The organism is Bradyrhizobium glycinis (assembly GCF_016031655.1).
In the GTDB taxonomy this organism is placed as follows: Bacteria; Pseudomonadota; Alphaproteobacteria; order Rhizobiales; family Xanthobacteraceae; genus Bradyrhizobium; species Bradyrhizobium glycinis.
Genome location: NZ_JACCHQ010000002.1, coordinates 294,377 through 314,500 on the forward strand (window position 1 = coordinate 294,377; position 20,124 = coordinate 314,500).

General features: G+C 65.0%; 20 protein-coding genes. 9 read left to right on the forward strand and 11 right to left on the reverse strand.

Features of this window, described 5'->3' with window-relative positions; all coding sequences use genetic code 11:
* Nucleotides 1-51: 51 nt before the first annotated feature.
* The 3 genes from HZZ16_RS05650 to HZZ16_RS05660 all read right to left on the reverse strand — a co-directional run bounded on the left by HZZ16_RS05650 (nt 52) and on the right by HZZ16_RS05660 (nt 3,432).
* Nucleotides 52-1,071: a S1C family serine protease gene (locus tag HZZ16_RS05650; protein ID WP_197947524.1), complete on the reverse strand. Its 1,020-nt coding sequence runs from the start codon at nt 1,069-1,071 to the stop codon at nt 52-54.
* 92 nt (nt 1,072-1,163) lie between these two features.
* Nucleotides 1,164-1,613 carry a hypothetical protein gene (locus tag HZZ16_RS05655; RefSeq protein WP_197947525.1) on the reverse strand — a complete coding sequence of 150 codons (450 nt, stop codon included), beginning with the start codon at nt 1,611-1,613 and terminating at the stop codon, nt 1,164-1,166.
* A 220-nt stretch (nt 1,614-1,833) separates the two neighbouring features.
* Nucleotides 1,834-3,432, reverse strand: coding sequence for a GMC family oxidoreductase (locus HZZ16_RS05660; protein WP_197947526.1), 1,599 nt, complete (start codon nt 3,430-3,432; stop codon nt 1,834-1,836).
* Nucleotides 3,433-3,634: 202 nt separating this feature from the next.
* Here HZZ16_RS05660 and HZZ16_RS05665 point away from each other — a divergent pair, with 202 nt between their 5' ends.
* Nucleotides 3,635-4,423 carry a thermonuclease family protein gene (locus tag HZZ16_RS05665; RefSeq protein ID WP_197947527.1) on the forward strand — a complete coding sequence of 263 codons (789 nt, stop codon included), beginning with the start codon at nt 3,635-3,637 and terminating at the stop codon, nt 4,421-4,423.
* Between the two features lie 221 nt (nt 4,424-4,644).
* Here the strand turns inward: HZZ16_RS05665 and cyoD are convergent, their stop codons facing one another.
* The 4 genes from cyoD to HZZ16_RS05685 are packed head-to-tail and all read right to left on the reverse strand — an operon-like array spanning nt 4,645 to nt 8,492.
* A complete protein-coding gene (gene cyoD, locus HZZ16_RS05670; protein WP_197947528.1) occupies nt 4,645-5,031 on the reverse strand; it encodes a cytochrome o ubiquinol oxidase subunit IV in 387 nt (128 codons plus the stop codon).
* On the reverse strand, nt 5,028-5,669 hold the full coding sequence (locus HZZ16_RS05675; RefSeq protein WP_197947529.1) for a cytochrome (ubi)quinol oxidase subunit III: 642 nt from the start codon (nt 5,667-5,669) through the stop codon (nt 5,028-5,030). The genes cyoD and HZZ16_RS05675 overlap by 4 nt, the downstream gene beginning before the upstream one ends.
* Nucleotides 5,669-7,669, reverse strand: coding sequence for a cytochrome o ubiquinol oxidase subunit I (gene cyoB / locus HZZ16_RS05680; protein ID WP_197947726.1), 2,001 nt, complete (start codon nt 7,667-7,669; stop codon nt 5,669-5,671). The genes HZZ16_RS05675 and cyoB overlap by 1 nt, the downstream gene beginning before the upstream one ends.
* On the reverse strand, nt 7,659-8,492 hold the full coding sequence (locus HZZ16_RS05685; protein ID WP_197947530.1) for a cytochrome ubiquinol oxidase subunit II family protein: 834 nt from the start codon (nt 8,490-8,492) through the stop codon (nt 7,659-7,661). The genes cyoB and HZZ16_RS05685 overlap by 11 nt, the downstream gene beginning before the upstream one ends.
* A gap of 243 nt (nt 8,493-8,735) precedes the next feature.
* Between HZZ16_RS05685 and HZZ16_RS05690 the strand changes: the two genes are divergently transcribed.
* Nucleotides 8,736-9,536, forward strand: coding sequence for an SDR family NAD(P)-dependent oxidoreductase (locus tag HZZ16_RS05690; RefSeq protein ID WP_197947531.1), 801 nt, complete (start codon nt 8,736-8,738; stop codon nt 9,534-9,536).
* Between the two features lie 157 nt (nt 9,537-9,693).
* Here the strand turns inward: HZZ16_RS05690 and HZZ16_RS05695 are convergent, their stop codons facing one another.
* Nucleotides 9,694-11,034, reverse strand: coding sequence for a PQQ-dependent sugar dehydrogenase (locus tag HZZ16_RS05695; RefSeq protein ID WP_197947532.1), 1,341 nt, complete (start codon nt 11,032-11,034; stop codon nt 9,694-9,696).
* Nucleotides 11,035-11,266: 232 nt separating this feature from the next.
* Between HZZ16_RS05695 and HZZ16_RS05700 the strand changes: the two genes are divergently transcribed.
* The 3 genes from HZZ16_RS05700 (at nt 11,267) to HZZ16_RS05710 (ending at nt 13,824) form a co-directional block, all read left to right on the forward strand.
* Entirely contained in the window at nt 11,267-12,457 is a 1,191-nt protein-coding gene (locus HZZ16_RS05700; protein ID WP_197947727.1) for a urate hydroxylase PuuD, read from the forward strand.
* Between the two features lie 156 nt (nt 12,458-12,613).
* The gene (locus HZZ16_RS05705) at nt 12,614-13,471 is read left to right on the forward strand and encodes a VOC family protein (RefSeq protein WP_197947533.1); all 858 of its coding nucleotides are present in this window, start codon (nt 12,614-12,616) and stop codon (nt 13,469-13,471) included.
* A 77-nt stretch (nt 13,472-13,548) separates the two neighbouring features.
* The gene (locus HZZ16_RS05710) at nt 13,549-13,824 is read left to right on the forward strand and encodes a hypothetical protein (protein ID WP_197947534.1); all 276 of its coding nucleotides are present in this window, start codon (nt 13,549-13,551) and stop codon (nt 13,822-13,824) included.
* Here the strand turns inward: HZZ16_RS05710 and HZZ16_RS05715 are convergent.
* Entirely contained in the window at nt 13,821-14,858 is a 1,038-nt protein-coding gene (locus HZZ16_RS05715) for a L,D-transpeptidase family protein (RefSeq protein WP_376707549.1), read from the reverse strand. The genes HZZ16_RS05710 and HZZ16_RS05715 overlap by 4 nt on opposite strands.
* Before the next feature lie 177 nt (nt 14,859-15,035).
* Between HZZ16_RS05715 and HZZ16_RS05720 the strand changes: the two genes are divergently transcribed.
* Entirely contained in the window at nt 15,036-15,998 is a 963-nt protein-coding gene (locus tag HZZ16_RS05720; protein WP_197947535.1) for a lytic transglycosylase domain-containing protein, read from the forward strand.
* A gap of 42 nt (nt 15,999-16,040) precedes the next feature.
* On the opposite strand, the gene HZZ16_RS05725 is transcribed toward HZZ16_RS05720, so the two are convergent.
* On the reverse strand, nt 16,041-17,132 hold the full coding sequence (locus HZZ16_RS05725; RefSeq protein WP_197947536.1) for a DUF1236 domain-containing protein: 1,092 nt from the start codon (nt 17,130-17,132) through the stop codon (nt 16,041-16,043).
* 108 nt (nt 17,133-17,240) lie between these two features.
* Between HZZ16_RS05725 and HZZ16_RS05730 the strand changes: the two genes are divergently transcribed.
* A complete protein-coding gene (locus tag HZZ16_RS05730; RefSeq protein WP_197947537.1) occupies nt 17,241-17,699 on the forward strand; it encodes an NUDIX hydrolase in 459 nt (152 codons plus the stop codon).
* A 9-nt stretch (nt 17,700-17,708) separates the two neighbouring features.
* Here HZZ16_RS05730 and HZZ16_RS05735 read toward each other — a convergent pair whose 3' ends face one another.
* Nucleotides 17,709-18,692: a Bug family tripartite tricarboxylate transporter substrate binding protein gene (locus HZZ16_RS05735; protein ID WP_197947538.1), complete on the reverse strand. Its 984-nt coding sequence runs from the start codon at nt 18,690-18,692 to the stop codon at nt 17,709-17,711.
* A 429-nt stretch (nt 18,693-19,121) separates the two neighbouring features.
* Here HZZ16_RS05735 and HZZ16_RS05740 point away from each other — a divergent pair, with 429 nt between their 5' ends.
* Both HZZ16_RS05740 and HZZ16_RS37870 read left to right on the forward strand, forming a co-directional pair.
* The gene (locus tag HZZ16_RS05740) at nt 19,122-19,754 is read left to right on the forward strand and encodes a hypothetical protein (protein ID WP_197947539.1); all 633 of its coding nucleotides are present in this window, start codon (nt 19,122-19,124) and stop codon (nt 19,752-19,754) included.
* 29 nt (nt 19,755-19,783) lie between these two features.
* Nucleotides 19,784-20,020 carry an HGGxSTG domain-containing protein gene (locus HZZ16_RS37870; RefSeq protein WP_283815754.1) on the forward strand — a complete coding sequence of 79 codons (237 nt, stop codon included), beginning with the start codon at nt 19,784-19,786 and terminating at the stop codon, nt 20,018-20,020.
* Nucleotides 20,021-20,124 lie beyond the last annotated feature (104 nt).

The following is a 20,124-nucleotide window of genomic DNA, read 5'->3' on the forward strand; positions in this document are numbered from 1 at the left end:
GCTGCGCTCGCAATGACGAGGTTGTGGAGAGGTGCTCGCCATTGCTCCGCCCTAACGCGCCGGCTTGCGCTCGATCGGGTCGATGTCGATCGCCCGCAGGCGGCCGAGGCGCAGCACGTCCATAGCGAGCCGGCGGCCGATCCGGTCGCGGTCGAGCACGCGGATCAGATCGTCGACGCCGTTGATCTCGACGCCGTCGAGCCTGATGACGACGTCGCCAGGGAGCAGTCCCGCCTTCGCTGCTGGACCGTCCGGCTCGATCTGCATCAGAAGCGCGCCCATCTTGTTCTCGACCCCGGCCAGCACGGCGTGCCGCCGCGGGACCGGCGCGGTCTGCCCGGCGACGCCGATATAGGCGCGGCGGACATAGCCGTGGCGGATGATCTCCGACAGCACGAATTGCGCGGTGTTGCTGGCGACCGCAAAACAGATGCCTTGCGCGCCGTTGATGATCGCGGTGTTGATGCCGATCACCTCGGCGTTCGACGACACCAGCGGCCCGCCGGAATTGCCGGGATTGAGCGCGGCATCGGTCTGGATCACGTCCTCGATGGTGCGCCCGTTCACCGAGCGGATCGAGCGGCCGAGCGCGGAGACCACGCCGGCCGTCACGGTCGATTCGAAGCCGAGCGGATTGCCGATCGCGATCACGAGCTGGCCGCGCCGCAGGCTCTTGGAATTGCCGAGCGCGGCATAGGGCAGATGGCGCACGCCGTCGGCGCGCAGCAGCGCCAGATCAGTGTCGGGATCGACGCCGAGCACCTGGGCATCGCCGACATGGCCCTCGACGTCGCGCAACCGGATCTCCTTCGACGTGCCGACGACATGACTGTTGGTGAGCACGAGTCCATCCGGCGAGATCACGATGCCGGAGCCGAGCCCGCCGCGCTCGTGTCTATCAGGCACTTTCGGCCCGGTCTCGACCCGCACGACCGCGGGCCCGACCCGGTCGGTCACGTCGATCACAGCATTGGAATAGGCGTCCAGCAGCGCCCGGTCATCGACCGGGGCGGCCGCAGTCGTTCGCGATGACGGTGCGTCATCGGCGATATCTGAGGTGAAATCCAACATGGCAAGAGTCCTTGAGGCTCACACAGATGGTGGCCTGCTCCCTGCCGCGCAAGGTGCGCGCCTGGAGCGCAGGACCTGGACTGCCCAGATGGCTAGGGCGCCCGCCTCAGCGCGCCGCCTCTTGCCTTGACCGGATCGAGCAGCGACCAGTCGCCGTCCGGAAGCACATGGCCCTTGGGGAATGGCGCGCGGAGTTCGAGCCCGAGCGAGCCCAGCACGCGGTCATCGCGATAATAGCATTGCAGCACGACACGGACGAGCGTTGCGGCGACAACGCCGCCGGAACTGCGAAACTCCTTCGCCACGGCATCGCGCGCGGCGGGCTCGAGGTCGGCCAGCGGCATCCCGGCGAGCCGCGCCAGATGATCGAGCGCCGCCACAACCGGCCTGGTGTCGCGGCCGAGCGTTGCAAGGATGTCGGCTTGGATGATGTCGTCGTCGGCGCCCGGAACGCGATATTCCTCGCTCGGAGGAATGATCATCGCCGCGATGGTGCGCAAGTCATCCCGCTGCCGCGGCGTGAGGGTGAGTTGATCAGACATTTTGTTCACTTCCAAAGCTCGTGCGGCGATGACAGTGCGCTCCCTCCCCCGCTTGCGGGGGAGGGTTGGGGAGAGGGTGTCTCCGCGGAGGGATTCCCCCAGAGGAGAGAGCCCTCACCCGGCGCGCGGGACGATGCTTCGCATCGCCCGGACGCGCCGACCTCTCCCGCAAGCGGGAGAGGTGCACCGAGATCGCCGCTCGCTTGGATCCGCATCATGATCAGTCGAACAAATTCGCCAGGCGCTGCTTCATCTGGTCGGCGATGTAGAGCGCGAGGGCCTGGATGGTGGAGGTCGGGTTCACGCCGCCAGAAGTGACGAAGATGCTGCCGTCGACAATGAAAAGGTTCTTCACGTCGTGCGAGCGGCCCCATTCGTTGACGACGGAGCGCTCGGGCTCGGTGCCCATGCGCGCAGTGCCAAGCAGGTGCCAGCCGCCCCAGGGGATCGGAGAGTTGACGCAGATGTCGCTCGCGCCGGCCGTCTCGAGAAACTCCCGGCCACGCGCCAGCGCGTGCTCCATCATCTTCCGGCTGTTCTCGCTGATGGTGTAGTCGACCTTCGGCACGGGAATGCCGTGGCTGTCCTTCAGCACCGGATCGAGCGTGACGCGATTGTGCTCCTCGGGCAGATCCTCACAGATTGCGGAGAAACCAAGCCGGTGGCCGTTGAGCTTGCGGAAGACGCGGTGGTGATCCTCGCCCCACGGCAAAATGCCCTTCTGCTCGCTGACCACGGCCTCGAACACCGGCCCGGCCCCGCGCACGAACTGCACGCCATAGCCGCGCACGAAACCGCGCGACAGGTCGGTGTCGTACCATTGCTTGCTCCACAGACAGGTCGGCGGCGCGCGGTTAGAGTCGGTCGGCTCCTTCACATAGCCGTAGATCTGCGCATAGGGGTGAAACATCAGGTTCTTGCCGACGAGGCCCGACGAATTGGCAAGCCCGTTGGGAAAGCGGCCGGACGCCGAGTTGAGCAGCAGCCGCGGCGTGCCGACCCCGTTGCAGGCGATGACGACGACATGCGCGGGCTGGAACTGCTCGATGCCGTCTTTGTCGTAATAGACCACGCCCGAGGCCATGCCGTTCTCGTCGGTGGTGATCTCGCGCACCCGGCAATGCGTGCGCAGCTCGACGCCGGCGCGGATCGCATGCGGCCAATAGGTGATGTCGGTGGAGGCTTTTGCGCCTTGCGCGCAGGCCGGCGTGCAATGGCCGAGATTGATGCAGCGCGCCCGGCCCTCGTAGTCCATCGTCGCGACCGTGGTGTCCGAGGGCCACCAATGCCAGCCAAGCTTGTTCATGGCCTTGGCGATGATTGCGCCGGACAATCCGAGTGGCTGCTGCGGCATCGGCGGATGCGTCAGCGGCGACAGCGGATCGCCCGACAGGCCCGACGTGCCCATCATGCGGTCGTTCTCTTCGAAGAACGGGGTCAACGCGTCGTAATCGATCGGCCAATCGTCGGCGACGCCGTCCAGCGTCTTCACCTTGAAATCGGAAGGATGCAGCCGCGGCCAGTGCGCGGTGTACATCACGGTCGAGCCGCCGACAGCGTTGTAGTTCACGACCTTGATGGGAGAGTTGTCGTCGTTGATCGGGTAGTCCTCGGGCCGGCCGCGGACGTTGGGGCTCGACGACCATTCGCCGTAGAACTTGGCCTCCCAGTCGCGGCCGGTGCTGGGATATTCCGCCGGGTTCATCCAGCCGCCCTGCTCCAGGCAGAGAATGTGCATCTTGGTTTCGGCCAGCGACCACGCCACCGCCGCGCCCGAAGCGCCGGCGCCGATGATCAGGACATCCACGGGGTCTTTCATCGCAACCTTGTCCCTCCCCCCTTGCCGCTTACCGGGCGATTCGGCCTTTCGCGCCTCGCGAGGCCGGCGAACGATACGGGCAGAGCGACGGCGGAGTAAAGCCGCGGGGCCGGAATGTCGCACTTCGCGAGGCGCAGACCATTGGTCTCGCCACATCCGGATGCTAGGAACGGGGCGCACGAGCCATCGATAGCGAGACCGTATGTCCTTCCAGAAATTCTTTGCCACCGCCCGCGCTTTTGCGCTCGTTTCGTTTCTCGCCTTGTCCGGATTTCTGGCCTCGTCCGGACCAGTTTCCGCGCTGACCGGCGCAGCCACGGCCCGTGACGGCAACTCGGTCCAGCTCGGCGACGTCACCTACCGGCTCGACGGCGTCGACGCGCCGGAGCTCGACCAGGTCTGCATCGACGATCACGCCGATGCCTGGACCTGCGGGATCGAGGCCCGCGACCAGCTGGCGAAGCTGATCAACAAACGGACGGTGCGCTGCGACGATGTCGGACCCGAGAAGAGTTTTGGCAAGCGGCACCGCGCCATCTGCACGGCCGAAGGCGACAAGGCCAGCTTGAACGAGCAGCTGATCAAGCTCGGCTTTGCCCTCGCACGCGAGCCGATCAAGGCCAACATCAAGCCCGCAGCCAACGAGGCGAAGACGGCGGCGGCCGGGATCTGGAAGGGCTGTTTTGTTGCGCCGCAAGATTTCCGTAGCGGCAAGAAGGAAGGTGCGCTGCTGGGCGCCGCCTGCCGGCCCGACCGCGACAAGGAAATCCGCGCTGTGCTGTTTCCGGAGGAGCTCACCATGCCTCCCAGCTGCAGCATCAAGGGCAAGCTCGCGGTGCGCGCCCGCGTCACCGGCAATATCGGCATCTACCATCTGCGCGGGTGCCCGAGCTATCCCGCCACCACGAAACCGGATCGCTGGTTCTGCTCGGAGGACGACGCTCAGGCGGCCGGCTTCCGAAAGGCCTACAATTGCCGCCGGCCAAGGTGAGCAAGTTCCCTCACGCACCCGTGAGTAGTAGTCCGGGACCGTATTGATCCGGAATTGAACTTCATCGACGGTTGCTGCATTTGTAAGCCGACGCAAGCGCCTTGCGCGAGCGTTTCCTTGGCAGCAATCCGGCTTCGGCCGATTGTCTTTGCTTGGGCGTTTCCTCCCTAGACTTGGGCCGCTTGTCACAAGCAAGCGGCTCTTTCTTTTTGCGGGGTCTGTCACTGCATCCGCATGATCTGGTCCATCGGCGGCATGTTGGCGTTGAGATGCGCCATGATCCAGACCGTGCCACCCACCACCAGGAACACCACCAGCAGCCCGAAGGCGAGAGCCAGCACGTTGTTGGTGTTGTCGGGGCCGGTGGTGATGTGCAGGAAGAACACCAGGTGCACGCCCATCTGCGCGATCGCGAGCACGATCAGCGCGACGGGAATCGAGGGCTGCCAGACCAGGTCCGTTCCGGCAATGAAGAACGAGGTCGCCGTGAGCAGCAGCGCGAGCGCGAGCCCGACGACGTAACCGAGAATCCTTGCGCCGACGCTATGCTCCTCTTCCTCGCCCGGCGCGAGGTCGTGTTTGACGATCCCATGCGTCTGCTCACTCATGGCGCACTCCCGAGCAGGTAAACGACGGAGAAGACGGCGACCCAGATGATGTCGAGCGCATGCCAGAACAGCGCAAAGCACGTCATCCGGCGCAAAATGTCGGCGCGAAAGCCCTTTGCGAACACCTGGGCCATCATGGTGAGCAGCCACAGCACGCCGGCGGAGACATGCAGGCCGTGGCATCCGACCAGCGAGAAGAACGCGGTCAGGAACGCGCTGCGTGACGGGCCGTAGCCGCGCGCGACAAGGTCGGCGAATTCGCGGAACTCGATCACAAGGAAGATGAGGCCGAGCACGCAGGTCACGCTCATGGCGAGATAGAACCAGAACCGGTTGCGCATGTCGGCGGCGATGCTGGCCATGCCGCAGGTGAAGCTCGAGAACAGCAGGCAGACCGTCTCGATCGCCACGTTCCTCTGCTCGAAGATCTCCGAGCCCTTCGGGCCGCCGGCGGTCTGGCCCGACAGCACCGCATAGGCCGCGAAGAAGCAGGAGAACATCACGATGTCGGAGAGCAGGAAGATCCAGAAGCCGTAGGCGGTCACGATCCGCTTCGGCGCGGGACCGGGATGCTCGATGACGAGGCCGATGTGATGGGGATCGGCGTGCGCGTGGCCTGCGGTCGAGGTCATCGCCATCAGACTGTTCCCGCCATGCTGACGAGGCTGCGCCGTTCCTCGATGTTGCTGCGGTCGATGCGGGCGACCTCCTCGGCCGGGATGACGTATTCGTCATGGTCGCGCCAGGCGAACACGACGAAGGTCGCCCAAGCGCCCAAGCCGCCCAGGATCACCATCCACCAGATGTGCCAGATCAGCGCGAATCCCATGATGGTGGCGAAGAAGGCACAGACGAATCCGGTCGGGGAATTCCGGGGCATCTCGATGTCCTGATAATCCGGCGTCTCATGCGCGAGCGATTGCTGCTTCGCGTGCGCCTTCATGTCCCAATAGGCATCCTCGCCACGGACATCGGGGTTGAACGCGAAGTTGAACACCGGCGGCGGCGACGACGTCGCCCATTCCAGCGAGCGCCCGTCCCAGGGATCGCCGGTGCGGTCGCGCAGCGCCTCGCGATTGCGGATGCTGACCACGAGCTGCACGATCTGGCAGATCACGCCTATAGTCAGCACGGCCATGCCGAATGCAGCGATGATCATCCAGGGCCGCCAGGCCGCGATGTCATAATGCTGCATGCGCCGCGTCATGCCGAGCATGCCGGCAACGTAGAGCGGCATGAAGGTGACGAAGAAGCCCGTGAGGGTGAACCAGAACGCCGCCTTGCCCCAACGCTCGTCGAGGCGAAAGCCGAACGCCTTCGGAAACCAATATTCGAAGCCGGCGAAGGCGCCGAACAGCACGCCGCCAATGATGACATTGTGGAAGTGCGCCACCAGAAACATGCTGTTGTGGAGCATGAAATCGGCCGGCGGCACCGCGAGCAGGACGCCGGTCAACCCGCCGATGATGAAGGTGACCATGAAGCCGACCGACCAGAGCATCGGCGTCGCAAAACGGATGCGGCCGCCATACATCGTGAACAGCCAATTGTAGATCTTCACGCCGGTCGGCACCGCGATGATCATGCTGGCGATACCGAAGATGGCGTTGACGTCCGGCCCCGCCCCCATCGTGAAGAAATGGTGCAGCCAGACCATGAAGGAGATGACGCAGATCGCCATGGTCGCGAGCACCATGGAGCGGTAGCCGAACAGCGCCTTGCCGGAGAACGTCGAGACCACCTCGGAGAAGATGCCGAAAGCCGGCAGCACCAGGATGTAGACCTCGGGATGGCCCCAGGCCCAGATCAGATTCATGAACATCATGACGTTGCCGCCGGCCTCGTTGGTGAAGAAGTGAAAGCCGAGATAGCGGTCGAGCAGCAGCATCGCCAGCGTCGCGGTGAGGATCGGGAACGCCGCGACGATGAGGAGGTTCGAGGCCAGCGTAGTCCAGCAGAACATCGGCATGCGCAGGTAATTCATGCCCTTGGTGCGTAGCTTCAGCACGGTGGTGACGAGATTGATGCCGGCCACCAGCGTGCCGACGCCGGAGATCTGCAGCGACCAGGCGTAATAGTCGACGCCGACGCCGGGCGAATAGGACAACTCCGACAGCGGCGGAAAGGCGAGCCAGCCGGTGCGCGCGAATTCGCCGACCACGAGCGAGATATTGACCAATAGCGCGCCGGTCGCCGTCAGCCAGAAGCCGACTGAATTGAGCGTCGGGAAGGCAACGTCGCGCACGCCGAGCTGGAGCGGTACGACGAGGTTCATCAGCCCGATCACGAACGGCATCGCCACGAAGAAGATCATGATGGTGCCGTGCGCGGAGAAGATCTGATTGTAGTGCTCCGGCGGCAGATAGCCCTGCGACTGGTAAGCCATCGCCTGCTGGATCCGCATCATGATGGCGTCGCTGCCGCCGCGCAGCAGCATCACCGAGGCGAGCAGGATGTACATGACACCGATGCGCTTGTGATCGACGCTGGTGATCCATTCGTGCCAGAGATAGGGCAGATGTCCCTTCACCACGACCCAACCCAGCACGCCGAGGATCGCGACCAGCACCACCGCGCCGGCGACGAGCGGAATCGGCTGGTCGAACGGGATGGCCGACCAATCGAGCTTACCGAGCATCATGGCCTCCACTGTGCGATCGGCCTGCTTCGGACGCGAGCTCCGGCCCCGGCCCGGGCGGTATGTGCTGGGTCGCGATCAGATCGAACAGGCGCGGGTCTTCGAGACGGTAGGTCGGCCGCCCCCACTCGACGCCCTGCTGCATCAGCTTCCTGTAGCTGTCCTCGTTCAGCACCGCATCCGCCTTCGCCGTATTCGCAACCCAGTCCGGGAAGGCGAGCGGCGAGATCACATTGACGTCGAACATCATGTCGGGAAAGCCGTCGCCCGAGAAATGCGCGGACAGGCCCTGCAACTTGCCCTCATTGTCGGCGCGCAGGTTCAGCTTCGTCACCATGCCGTTCATGGTGTAGATCATGCTGCCGAGCTGCGGGATGAAGAACGTGTTCATCACGCTCGACGAGGTCAGCTGGAAATTCAGCTCGGCGCCGGCCGGCACGGTCAGCGTGTTGACCGTGGCGATGCGCTGGTCCGGATAGATGAAGAGCCACTTCCAGTCGAGTGAGACGACCTGGATCCGCACCGGGCTGCCGGTGCCGGGCACCGGCGCAGCCGGATCGAGCTGGTGCGAGCCGATCCAGGCGACGCCACCGAGCAGGATCACGGTAAGTGCCGGGATCGACCACACCACCATTTCGACGCGGCCGGAATAGACGAACTCAGGCTGGTAACGCGCCTTGGGGTTCGAAGCGCGAAACCAGAACGCAAAAGCCAGAATCGCGAAAATCGTCGGTACCACGATCACGAGCATGATGAAGACGGAATCGACCAAAATGGTCCTGTTGGCCGCAGCCACGGTCCCTTGCGGATCGAGCAGATTCATCGGCAAGCCACTGGTGGTTGGGAAGCCCCGGGATTGAGCCTAGCGCGGGAAAGGCTCCGCGACAAACGCAGCGACGTCGGATCGGTTCCTGGACTGCAACGGTCAGCCATGCGCGATGGACCGGCCGCCACATGCAATTCCGTGTGATGTCAATGACATGAACGCGGAAAGCGCGCACTTCTCTCCCACCAGCGCGATTGCTAGTCTGCACGAAAATAATGACAAGGACGGGAGTGAACCGAGATGCGCTTGAAGGACAAGATCGCGATCGTCGTCGGGGCCGGGCAAAGCCCCGGCGAAGGTATGGGCAACGGCCGCGCGACCGCGCTCACCTTCGCGCGCGAGGGAGCCAAGGTCTTGTGTGTCGACCACCATCTGGAATCGGCGCAGGAGACGGTGGCGATGATCACCACGAAAGGCGGCACGGCGGCGGCCTTCAAGGCGGACGTGACCAAAGCTGCGGACATCAAGGCGATGGTTGCGGAGGCGCAATCGCGCTGGGGACGTATCGACGTGCTCCACAACAATGTCGGCGTCAGCCTCGCCGGTGGCGATGCCGAGCTGCTGCAATTGACCGAGGAGGCGTTCGATCGCGTCATCGCCATCAATCTGAAGAGCTGCATCCTGGCGGCGAAAGAGGTGATCCCGATCATGCGCGCGCAGAGAAGCGGTGCCATCATCAACATCTCGTCGATGGCGGCGATCACCACCTATCCTTACGTCGCCTACAAGGCGACGAAGTCGGCGATGATCGCCTTCACCGAACAGCTCGCCTACCAGAATGCCGAATACGGCATCCGCGCCAACGTCATCCTGCCCGGCCTGATGAACACGCCGATGGCGGTCGACACCCGTGCCCGCGAGTGGCACAAGACCCGTGCCGAGGTCGAAGCCGAACGCGACAGCAAGGTGCCGCTGCGCAGGAAGATGGGCACCGGCTGGGACGTCGCCAACGCCGCGCTGTTCTTGGCGAGCGATGAAGCGAATTTCATCACGGGTGTGACGCTGCCGGTGGATGGTGGTGCCAGCGTGAGACGGGGGTAGGTCGTTCTTCTCCCTCTCCCCGCCTGCGGGGAGAGGGTTGGGGTGAGAGGGAGTCTCCGCGCAGACGTGGCAGATGGACTCGTGGAGAGTCCCCTCACCCGCCGCGCTGCGCGCGTCGGCCTCTCCCCGCACGCGGGGAGAGGCGAAGAGAAGGCGCTCAGCGCGAATATGTCACCCGCCAGATCGTGCCGTTGCCATCTTCCGAAACCAGCAGCGATCCATCCTTCGCCACGGCGACGCCCACGGGGCGCCCCCACACTTCCGTGTCGTTCACGACGAACCCCGTGACGAAATCCTCGTACTCGCCGGTCGGCTTGCCGTCCTTCATGCGGATGCGGATCACCTTGTAGCCGGTGCGCTTCGACCTGTTCCAGGAGCCGTGCTCGGCGGCGAAGGCGTCGCCCTGGTATTCGGGCGGAAACTGCGCGCCCTGGTAGAAGGTCATACCGAGCGAGGCCGAGTGTGGCTGGATCAGCACATCAGGCACCGTCACCTTGTCCTTGAGGTCCGGCCGTGCGCCGGCATGGCGCGGGTCTTCATTGCCACCGATATAGAACCACGGCCAGCCGTAGAACGCGCCTTCCTTCACGCTGGTGACGTAATCGGGCACGAGATCGTCGCCGAGGCCGTCGCGCTCGTTGGTCGAGCACCAGGGCAGACCGGTCTGCGGCTGGATCGCGAGGCCGACGCAGTTGCGGAGACCGGTGGCATAGATCTTTCGCTCCTTGCCATCAGGATTGAAGGCCAGCACCCCGGCACGCTCGAGCTCGCTGGCCCATGTGGCGCCGAGCGGCTGAGTCTTCGACCATGCCTCCATCCCGCCGGGCGGCGTGCCCATGCCTTCGGCGACGTTGCTGAGCGAACCCACCGACACCAGCATACGCTTGTTGTCGGGCGTGAAGACGACATCGCGGGTGGAATGGCCGCCGTCATGCGGCAGGCTCGCGACAATCGTCTCCGCCTTGCCGCGCGCCTTCAAATCGCCGGCCTGGTAGGGAAAGCGGACGACGCTGTCGGTGTTGGCGACATAGACCCATTGCGGGTTGTCGCCGTTCGGAAAGAAGGCGATGCCGAATGGCTGCCGCAGGCCGCTGGCAAACACCTCGTTGGCCGCGACCTTGCCGCCCTCGTCCGCGCGCAACACGCGGACGGTGCCGGGGCGTGTTTCCGCGACGAACACATCGCCATTCGGCGCCACGCGGATGATGCGCGGCGCGCGCAGGCCCTCGGCGAACAGCTCGATCTTGAAGCCGGAAGGCACCTGGAGCTCGGCTTCCGCCGGACGCGGCACCACGCGCGACGAGCTCGCAACCGATCGCGTGGCGCCGGGCCTGACCAGATCCTGCGGCCGGATCAGCCTGACCGTGCCGGGCTTGTCGGCGCGCCAATCGCCATAGGCGTCCTTGCCCTGCAACACTGGCTCGGCGCGTGCGCCGGCCGCCGCCGCCGCAACCAGCAGCGCTGCGAGCGTCGCCACGAATGTTAATCTGTTGCTCACGTCGTCCTCCGCCTTGCTCGTATCGTGCGTCAACGCCGATCACCCGCAAAAGGTCTGTGGCGAGTTTGGCGCGTGCCGAATCCCACGTCAGATCATGCCCGCACGATGTGCATCAGCCGCAGCCCAGCATACTGGAAAATGCGGTTGAACGGTGCGACACATTGTGAGGGCAGCAATCGCCGGTTACGGTCATGGAGGCTGCGGCATCCAGGTCGCGCCGGATGGGGAGATCATGTGGGGATCCGTCATATCGGAATGGGCGAGCCTGTTGCTGCGCTGGCTGCACGTGGTGGCCGCGATCGCCTGGATCGGCAGTTCCTTCTATTTCATCGCCCTCGACCTCAGCCTGAAGCCGAAGGCTGACCTGCCCGACGGCGTGCAGGGCGAGGCCTGGCAGGTCCATGGCGGCGGCTTCTACCGAATCATGAAATACCTGGTCGCGCCCAGCCAGATGCCGGACGAGTTGACCTGGTTCAAATGGGAAGCCTACACCACCTGGCTGTCCGGCTTCGCGCTGATGGTGGTGGTGTATTATCTTGAGGCCGATCTGTTCCTGGTCGACAAGTCGATCCTCGACCTCACGCCATTCCAGGCCGGACTGTTCAGCTTCTGCAGCCTCGCGCTGGCGTGGCTGCTCTATGAGGCCGCCTGTCGGACCGGGCTCGCCCAGCGCGAGCTGCCCTTCGCCATCGGCGGCTATCTGTTCCTGGTCGCACTCACTTGGGCCTTCACCCATGTGCTGAGCGGACGCGGCGCCTTCAACCAGATCGGCGCGATCATCGGCACCATCATGGTGGCCAATGTCTTCACGCTGATCATCCCGAACCAGAAGAAGATCGTGGCCAGCCTGATCGCCGGACAGGCGCCCGACCCGAAGCTCGGCAACGCCAGCAAGGAGCGGTCGGTTCACAACAATTACCTGACGCTCCCCGTGGTCGTGCTGATGATCAGCAACCACTATCCCCTGCTTTACGCCACGCGCTTCAACTGGATCATCGTCGCGATCGTCCTGGCGCTTGGGCCGGTGATCCGCCACTTCTTCAACGAGCGTCATGCCGGGCGCAAGTCGCCCTGGTGGGTGTGGGGCGTGGCCGCGGCCGGCGTGATTGCGATCCTCCTCCTCTCCGCCGCCGGACCGCGCGAGGTGAAGACGGGCGCATTGTCAGCGCCGGTCACGGCCGCCAATGTCGAGGAGATCGTGATGTCCCGCTGCAGCATGTGCCATGCAGCCGAGCCGGTCTGGGCCGGCATCGTCACCGCGCCGAAGGGCATTTTGCTCCACACGCCCGAGCACATCCATCGCAACATCCGCCTGATCGGGCGGGTCGCGGCCTGGTCGAACGCGATGCCGCCGGGCAACATCACGGAGATGACCGGCGAGGAGCGCGCCGTCCTCGCGGCTTATATCGAACAGGCGCGCTGAGCCGCGTCGGAAGGATGCCTTCTCGCGGAATGAAATTCCGCTTCTCTCGCCGAATTGAAAATGACTTTGAAAATGACTTGGCCGCACATCCGGCGTAGACATGGCCGGCAGCCGCCGGCGCGGCGCAAAGTCAGCTTGCAATCGGGGATAAGAACAGTGGCCCTCAAGAACGTCATCGGTATCGACCACGCCGTCGTCATGGTGAAGGACCTCGACATGGCCGCCGAGAACTACAGGCAACTCGGCTTCACGGTCTCGCCGCGCGGCACCCACAGCGCGCATATGGGCACCGGCAATTACACCATCATGTTCGACCCCGATTACATGGAGCTGCTCGGCGTGCTGGTGGCGACCGAGCACAATGCGCCGGCCCGCGCCTTCGTCGAGCGGCATGGCGAAGGCATCGAGCGCATCGCTTTCACAGCGATCGATAGCGCCGCCGGCGCCGAGGAGATCCGCGCGCGAGGCCTGACGCCGATCGGCCCCACCGATTTCGAACGCCCTGTCACGCTGCCAGACGGCACGATCTCGGCGGCGAAATTCCGCACCTTCATGTGGCCGACGGCGGAAGCGCCAGGCGGCGTGCGCATCTTCGCCTGCCAGCACAAGACCCGCGAGACCGTGTGGATCCCCGAGCTGATGACCCACGCCAATGCGGCCAAGCGGATCAAGCAGACGCTGATCGCAACGCCGGAGCCCGCCAAGGAGGCCGCGCATCTCGCCCGCCTGATCGACCGCGAGGCAAAGACCGACGCAGACGGCGCAGTCACCGTGCCCTCGGGCGGCAATCGCGCCGACTTCGTCTATCTGACGCTGGACCAGCTCGCCAAGCGCTATCCGGGCGTTCCGCTGAGCGGCCTCTCAGAGCGCGGCGGCGCCGCCCTGGTGCTCGTCAGCGGCGATCTCGCGGCCACCGAGAAAGCGCTGGGGTCGGCCGCCGTGCGGAGCGGAGCTGCGATCTGCGTGCCGCCGGCCAAGGCCAACGGCACCCTGCTCGCCTTCGTCGCCGGCTGATTTGAACCAATTCTTTAACGGGCGTTTACCCGGTGGCTGTAGGCTTCCCGGCCATCCAAGCCACCGGGGCCAAACGCATGTTCAAAGAGGGATCGCCGATCGCCTATGACGCGCCGGCCGAGTTGAAGAAATGGCCGTCGCTGAAGGGCGAGCGGCTGAGGGATCGGGGTCCGCCCTATCTCGTCTACAACGGCACGCTCGCCGAATGCGTCCGCGAGCTCATGGGCAAGCCGATCAAGGGCATCTCGCTCTACGATATCATGACGAAGCCGCAGGCCGCCTTCGACCAGGCCGTGCTGTCGCCCGGCGACGCGGCGGAGATCGCGATGCGCAAGGATTTTCCGAAGGATTAATTCGCGGCACGCTTCGCAGCAGGCGTACCCTGCCGTCTCGAGGAGGATTCCGTCGGGGCATCGAGGAAGACGACCGGTGTGCCGCGCTTCACGTTCTCGCCGAGCACGCGCGCGTCCCAATTGGTGAGGCGAACGCAGCCGTGCGACGCCGACTTGCTGACCTTGTCGGGCTCTGCCGTCCCGTGGATGCCGTAGCCCTGCGCCGACAGGCCGATCCAGTATGCTCCCACCGGATTGTTGGGCCCTGGCTGGATGTCGAACGGCCTGTTGGATTTGACGCTTCTGAACTTGTACTCGGGATTGTAATGGTAGGTCGGCTGCTCGTTGGTGCCGGTCACCTTCAGCGTTCCGGTCGGGGTCGGGCGATCCGGACTGCCGACCGACGCCGGATAGAACGCCAGCAGAGCGCCGCTGGCGTCGAACGCTTTCAAGGTCCCGTTCGTCTTGTCGATGTCGAGCCGGGCGATGCGCGGCAGCTCGCGCCGTGCCGGAACGTTGGTAACGACGATCGTCTCTCCGGCCTTGTCGAAGGCCTTGCCCGGATTGAGCGCCCTGAGCAGATCAGCGCTCATGTGGAATTTCTCGGCAAGTCCTTCGAGAGGGCTGGTGTAGCTCAGCGCCTTCAGCGATTTCATGCCCTCGAGCGTGCTCGGCAATTGCTTCAGGAAAGGCCCTTTCACGTCGGCGTCCGTGATCTTGTAGTCGACGAGAATCGGGCCCTCGCTCGCTGCGCTCAGCTTGTCCCAGAGCTCCGGCGCCAGAACCTTGTCGGATGCGATGCCGTTCTGCTCCGCGAAGGCCTTGAGCGCTTTCTGCGCATTCTCGCCGAACTTGCCGTCGATCTCGCCGGGCGAGAATTGCGCACGATCGAGCAGCACCTGAAGTTTCACCACGGCTGCATTCAGCTTGTCGGTGACCGGCGGCTTCGCAGGACGCGCAGCCTCGTTCACCGCAGCCGGATCGAGATTGCCTGCGAGCGCCGGGCCTGCGAGCCACAGTGCAATCACCGCGCCTAGCATCCATCGCATCGTCATCGCGCATCCCACTCGCAAACAGTCCGCAAAACCGCGGAAGGTTTCTGTTCGGGAACACCGTAGTAACACCGAAGGAACCGACGAGATCGCAGCTTTGCCGCAATCGGACGGTTAAGAACTTGCTATCGCCGGCGCATCGCTGGCCGTTCATCCCACAGTTCGAGGTTGTCCCAGCAAATGCGATTTGTCGTCGCGGCTTGCGCCGCGTTTCTGCTTCTGATGTGCGACTTCGATCCGTCGGCGTCCCGGCAAGCATCACGTTTCGACACCACCGTTCTCAAGAACAATCATGCCTCGCCACTTGTTCCGGTGGTCGAGCTCTTCGTCGCCAGCGTGCAGGCGATCGAGCTTGCCAACGCGCACGCGGCTTACGAGCAGGTGATCGAGCCACCGCGCGCGGTCGAGCCGGCGGTGCAGGCGGAGCCCTCGCCGACCGAACGATTTTGTCACGCGCTGCGCCAGGCCGCCGAATCCAGCGGCATTCCGGTGCCGTTCTTCGCGCGCCTGATCTGGCAGGAGAGCCGCTTCAAGTCCAACGAGGTCAGCCATGCTGGCGCGCAGGGCGTCGCGCAGTTTATGCCGCAAACGGCCGCCGAGGTCGGGCTCGACGATCCCTTCGATCCGATGAAGGCGCTGCCGGCGTCGGCGAAATTTCTGCGCAAGCTGCGCGACGATTTCGGCAATCTCGGCCTTGCCGCCGCCGCCTACAATGCCGGTCCCGGCCGCATCCAGAAATGGCTTGCCAGGCAGAGCGAGCTGCCGCGCGAAACGCGCGACTATGTCCGGATCATCACCGGCACCAAAGCCGAAGACTGGACGGAACGCTCGGAGGCACTCGCGATCCGCATCGACTTGCCGCGCGAAGCGCCATGCGAAGGCATCGGCAGTCTTTCGAAGGCCAAGGACGTCGCCTGGGTCCCGGTGAACCTGACGCCTTCAGTTGCGAGCATCGTTCGCAAGGCCGAGCAACTGGCGGCGCGCCTGACGACGAACCGCGCGCGCAAGCGGTTCGCAACCCTGCTGCGGAAGAATGCCGCGGGTCCCGGCAAGGCTCGCAGCATGATCGCGGCACGCGCCGCCGGAAAGAGCGCGAAGGCGCGCGCCGTTCGCATCGCATCGCGTGAACGGACGTCCGGTTAGGAAACGGAGCCGCTCGCTTGCGCGGCTCCGATCTCGATCGAGCTAGTCGATTTCCTCGATCACCCGCCGCTCGCGCGGCTCGATGACGTAGGTCCGGCTGTCGCGGTGGATGTAGCGATATTCGCGCAAGTCCGGCGCATCGCGATAGACCGTCGTCGGGAACTCCTCGATCTCGACGGTATCAGGGACGCGATCACCGACGCGAATCTCCGTGCGTGCCGTGCTGCCGGTGGTCCGCGCCTCGCTGCGTCCTTCGGTGCGGGTCTTCGCATGCTTGCGGATCACCTCGCGATCCCGGTCCGAGAACTTGCTGGCGCTGCGCTCGCGCGTGGTCGTCGTCGTTGTCGCCGTGGACTGCCCTGAGTACGGCAGCACCGTCACGATCTTGTAGGTCGCCGGATCGACCACGACGATCTGATCTTTCACCAGCGCAAAGCTGTAGCCGCGATATTGCGGCACGATCTCGACGACGTCGGGCGGCAGCGTCGAGAGGTGCACGTCGCGCGGCACCACCGTGCCGACGTTCAGCGAGAAATTGACGTTGGTCAGCGGCCGCACGTTGAGGTGCGAGATCGACGCGCTGATCTTGGTCTCCTGCTGCTTGTTGAGATTGACGTCGCTCTGGGCGGCCGCCTGCGAACTGGTGCCTGTACGCTCGCCCTGCGGCTGATTGCTCGTCGGCGCCTGCTGGGCCTGGTTGGTTCCGGATGCAGCGGGCGCCTGCTGGGCCTGATTGCTGGTGGCCGGCGGCGGATTGGACCGATCCTGCGCCTGGTTGGTGTTCGCAGGTGGCGGGTTGGCGCTCTGCTGCGTTGCAGGCTGGTTGCCGGCTGCATTGGAATTTGCCGTTCCGCTCTGCGACTGCGCGGTCGAGCCCGTATTGGCCGTGCCGGAGCCGGACGGTGGTGGGTTAGCCTGCGTGGTCTGGGCTGGCGTTCCCGACGTCGGGGATTGCTGCGGTTGCGATGTGGTCTGCTGCTTGTCCGCCGCGGACTGCGAGGTGGGGGATGGCGCGGCGGAGTTCGACTGGGATTGCGGCGTCTGCTCGGGCTTCGTGCTCGGGTTCGGCGACTGCGCAAAGGCGGCATTCGCCAGCACCACCCCCAATGCGGTGGTTGCCAATAGGCGGATCATGGTTCACTCCCTTTCATCAAATGAACATTGGCTACTAACCTGCGCTAAAACGCTCGGTTCCAGTTTTTACCGAGGGAAGGCCGCGCCTCTTATTCTGCGGAACCTGCAATGCCATCGAAGAGTGCCGGGATCATTGCCTACCGCACGCGACGGAGCATCGAGGTGCTCCTCGTCCATCCCGGAGGGCCGTTCTGGCGCAACAAGGATCTGGGCGCATGGTCGATCCCGAAGGGCGAGTACGCGGACGGAGACGACGCAGAGATCGCGGCACGACGGGAGTTCGCCGAGGAGCTGGGACTCGAGCTGTCCGTGCCGCTGACGCCGCTTGGCCAGGTCAGGCAGCGCGGGGGCAAGCTCGTCACCGCCTTCGCGGCCGAGCTCGATCTCGACGTGCGCAGTATCCGCAGCAACACGTTCGAAATGGAATGGCCGCCGCGCAGCGGCAAGCGGCAGGCCTTTCCGGAAGTCGACCGCGCCGAATGGTTCACGCTCGACGCGGCGCGGGAGAAGATCAACGCAGGACAGCGTCCGCTGCTTGACCGGCTCGAGCAGCTGATCGGCAGATAGCGCGCCGCCTCACTCCGCCTTTATGTTCGCGGCCGCGACCACCTCGGCGAGCTCCTTGGTCTCCTTGGCGATCTTCGCGGCGTAATCGGCCGGGCTGAGCACGCTGACGACGCCCTGCGAGCCGAGCTTCTCCTCGGCCGAGGGATCCTTGGCGGCGGCGACGATCTCCCGGTGCAGGGTTTGAAGGATCGGCGCGGGCGTTGCCTTGGGCATGAAGAAGCCGACCCAGAACGAGATGTCGAATCCGGGATAGCCGGCTTCCGCCACGGTCGGCACGTCGGGCAGCGCCGGCAGCCGCTCGGCCGAGGACACCGCCAGCGCGCGCAGCTTACCGGCCTTGACCAGCGGCACGGCGGAGAGCGGATCGAACACCGCCAGCACCTCCTGCGCGAGGATGCCGACCTCGGCGGCCGAACCGCCGCGATAGGGCACGTGGATCAGCTTGATGCCGGCCTTCTGGCTGAGCAGCTCCATGGCGAGATGGGCGAGATTGCCGTTGCCGCCGGAGCCGTAGGCGAGCGCGCCGGGCGCGGCCCTGGCCGCAGCGACGAGATCGGCCACCGACTTGATGTTCGCCGTCTTGGGATTCTCGGGGTTGACGACGAGGACGAGCGGCGCCGACACCACCGTGGTGAGCGGCGCAAAATCCTTCTCGGGGTCGTAGCGGATCTCCTTGAACAACGTCTTGTTCAGCGTGATCGTCGACGAGTTGCAGGCGAGCATGGTGTAGCCGTCCGCATCGGCGCGCGCGACGCCTTCGGCGGCGATCATGCCGTTGGCGCCGGCGCGGTTCTCGACCACGAAGGGCTGGCCGAGCTTGTTGCCGAGCTGGTCGCCGACGATGCGCGCGACGACGTCGACCGGGCCACCCGCGCTGAAGCCGACCATGATCTTGACCGGCCGCGTCGGGTATTTCTGCGCGAGAGCCTCTGTCGCCAGCGCCAAGGCGCATAGTCCTGCGATGACTGCCAGCAGGCGGGCCGTTCGTTGCATTCGTTCTCTCCCAGACTTCTTGGCGCCGCTTGTGCATGCTTGTTGGTGCGACGCCTTCGACGATCATGATGAGCGGCCGTGCCGGATTTCGCAATCGCGATTGGCTGCCGGCATTCCGCCCCGCGGCAGGCCAACGCTGTCTCCAAGCAAAAAGTGCGAAAACAACCCCATGCACAGTAGACCGCCCCTGTCAGAACAAGGACTTGCGGGAGGTACGAAGCTATTTCGGATTTACGAAATAAATTCTGGCGCGTCGGGCAAAACAGTGGCATACTGGCATCATCGCAACAGTCGCGAGCGTCATGGCCTGCGAGGCCGGAGCCGTCCCGACGCGATTGCGCATAAACCCCTCATCGACATCTCGAAATTCGCATTCGCGCGCAACGGCGAACGGCCGTTCGCGCCTGCGCCGCCAGAAGGACACCGCACATGACGACAGCTCTCTCGCGTCCCATCACTTCGCCGCTCGCGGCAAACGATGGCGCCCCCGCCGCGAACCCGCGCGTAAAACTCTACAAACGGCGCATCGCGATCAGCCATCCGGACCCGCAAGCCGGCGAGCGGCTGCTGGCCGAGGCGCTCGGCGCCGCCGATCGCGACGCGATGCACGGCATGCTCAGGCAATTGGTCAAGGCGAGCGCGAGCGGACACCAGCCCGACGAAGCCAACCTCGCCTTCATGATCTCGACGATCAGGAGCATCGCGCCGAAGGATTCCGTCGAGGCCATGCTGGCGTCGCAGATGGTGTCGGTGCACATGGCGGCGATGCGCTGCGCCTGCCGGCTCGCCTGCACCGACGATCTCGCCCAGCAGGAGAGCGCCACCCGCGCACTGACCCGCCTCGCCCGCACCTTCGCCGCCCAGGTCGAGGCGCTGAACCGTCATCGCAACAGCGACGATAAAGCGATCACAGTGCAGAACCTGTCGGTGCAGGACGGCGGACGGGCGATCGTGGGCAACGTCACGCAGCATGCGCATCTGATCGGTCCCGATCTGGATGCCACTTCCGGCGCAGCCGGCGAACGCGAATGGGCCGGCGCAACGCAAGGCGCCAGCGCATGAGCGGCGGTCACGTCCGAAACACCCACGCGATGGCGGCGAGCCCGCGCTGCGGGGCGCGGACCCGCGACAGCACCGCCTGCCGCGCGCCGGCGATCCACGGCAAGCGCCGCTGCCGCATGCATGGCGGCGCGCCGAGATCGGGCGCCCCGAGGGGCAACCGGAATGCATATCGACATGGAATGTGCACACCGGATGGTCGCGCCGAGCGACACCAGGTGAAGACTTTGCTGGAGGACGCTTGGAAGCTTCTGAATGAGCTGAAGTAGATTGCGGCGCGACCTCCGGCGCCGGTCGTGGCACGGGCGAATGGAAGCGCGTCATTTCCGGCGCAAGACCTGACCTAGAAGGCGAAGACTCTGATGGATCCAGG

Bases quoted from the DNA above. Each gene is read 5' to 3' on its own strand.
- HZZ16_RS05650 (WP_197947524.1), bottom strand. From the start codon at position 1,071: ATGTTGGATTTCACCTCAGATATCGCCGATGACGCACCGTCATCGCGA.
- HZZ16_RS05655 (WP_197947525.1), bottom strand. From the start codon at position 1,613: ATGTCTGATCAACTCACCCTCACGCCGCGGCAGCGGGATGACTTGCGC.
- HZZ16_RS05660 (WP_197947526.1), bottom strand. From the start codon at position 3,432: ATGAAAGACCCCGTGGATGTCCTGATCATCGGCGCCGGCGCTTCGGGC.
- HZZ16_RS05665 (WP_197947527.1), top strand. From the start codon at position 3,635: ATGTCCTTCCAGAAATTCTTTGCCACCGCCCGCGCTTTTGCGCTCGTT.
- cyoD (WP_197947528.1), bottom strand. From the start codon at position 5,031: ATGAGTGAGCAGACGCATGGGATCGTCAAACACGACCTCGCGCCGGGC.
- HZZ16_RS05675 (WP_197947529.1), bottom strand. From the start codon at position 5,669: ATGGCGATGACCTCGACCGCAGGCCACGCGCACGCCGATCCCCATCAC.
- cyoB (WP_197947726.1), bottom strand. From the start codon at position 7,669: ATGCTCGGTAAGCTCGATTGGTCGGCCATCCCGTTCGACCAGCCGATT.
- HZZ16_RS05685 (WP_197947530.1), bottom strand. From the start codon at position 8,492: ATGAATCTGCTCGATCCGCAAGGGACCGTGGCTGCGGCCAACAGGACC.
- HZZ16_RS05690 (WP_197947531.1), top strand. From the start codon at position 8,736: ATGCGCTTGAAGGACAAGATCGCGATCGTCGTCGGGGCCGGGCAAAGC.
- HZZ16_RS05700 (WP_197947727.1), top strand. From the start codon at position 11,267: ATGTGGGGATCCGTCATATCGGAATGGGCGAGCCTGTTGCTGCGCTGG.
- HZZ16_RS05710 (WP_197947534.1), top strand. From the start codon at position 13,549: ATGTTCAAAGAGGGATCGCCGATCGCCTATGACGCGCCGGCCGAGTTG.
- HZZ16_RS05715 (WP_376707549.1), bottom strand. From the start codon at position 14,858: ATGACGATGCGATGGATGCTAGGCGCGGTGATTGCACTGTGGCTCGCA.
- HZZ16_RS05720 (WP_197947535.1), top strand. From the start codon at position 15,036: ATGCGATTTGTCGTCGCGGCTTGCGCCGCGTTTCTGCTTCTGATGTGC.
- HZZ16_RS05725 (WP_197947536.1), bottom strand. From the start codon at position 17,132: ATGATCCGCCTATTGGCAACCACCGCATTGGGGGTGGTGCTGGCGAAT.
- HZZ16_RS05730 (WP_197947537.1), top strand. From the start codon at position 17,241: ATGCCATCGAAGAGTGCCGGGATCATTGCCTACCGCACGCGACGGAGC.
- HZZ16_RS05735 (WP_197947538.1), bottom strand. From the start codon at position 18,692: ATGCAACGAACGGCCCGCCTGCTGGCAGTCATCGCAGGACTATGCGCC.
- HZZ16_RS05740 (WP_197947539.1), top strand. From the start codon at position 19,122: ATGACGACAGCTCTCTCGCGTCCCATCACTTCGCCGCTCGCGGCAAAC.
- HZZ16_RS37870 (WP_283815754.1), top strand. From the start codon at position 19,784: ATGGCGGCGAGCCCGCGCTGCGGGGCGCGGACCCGCGACAGCACCGCC.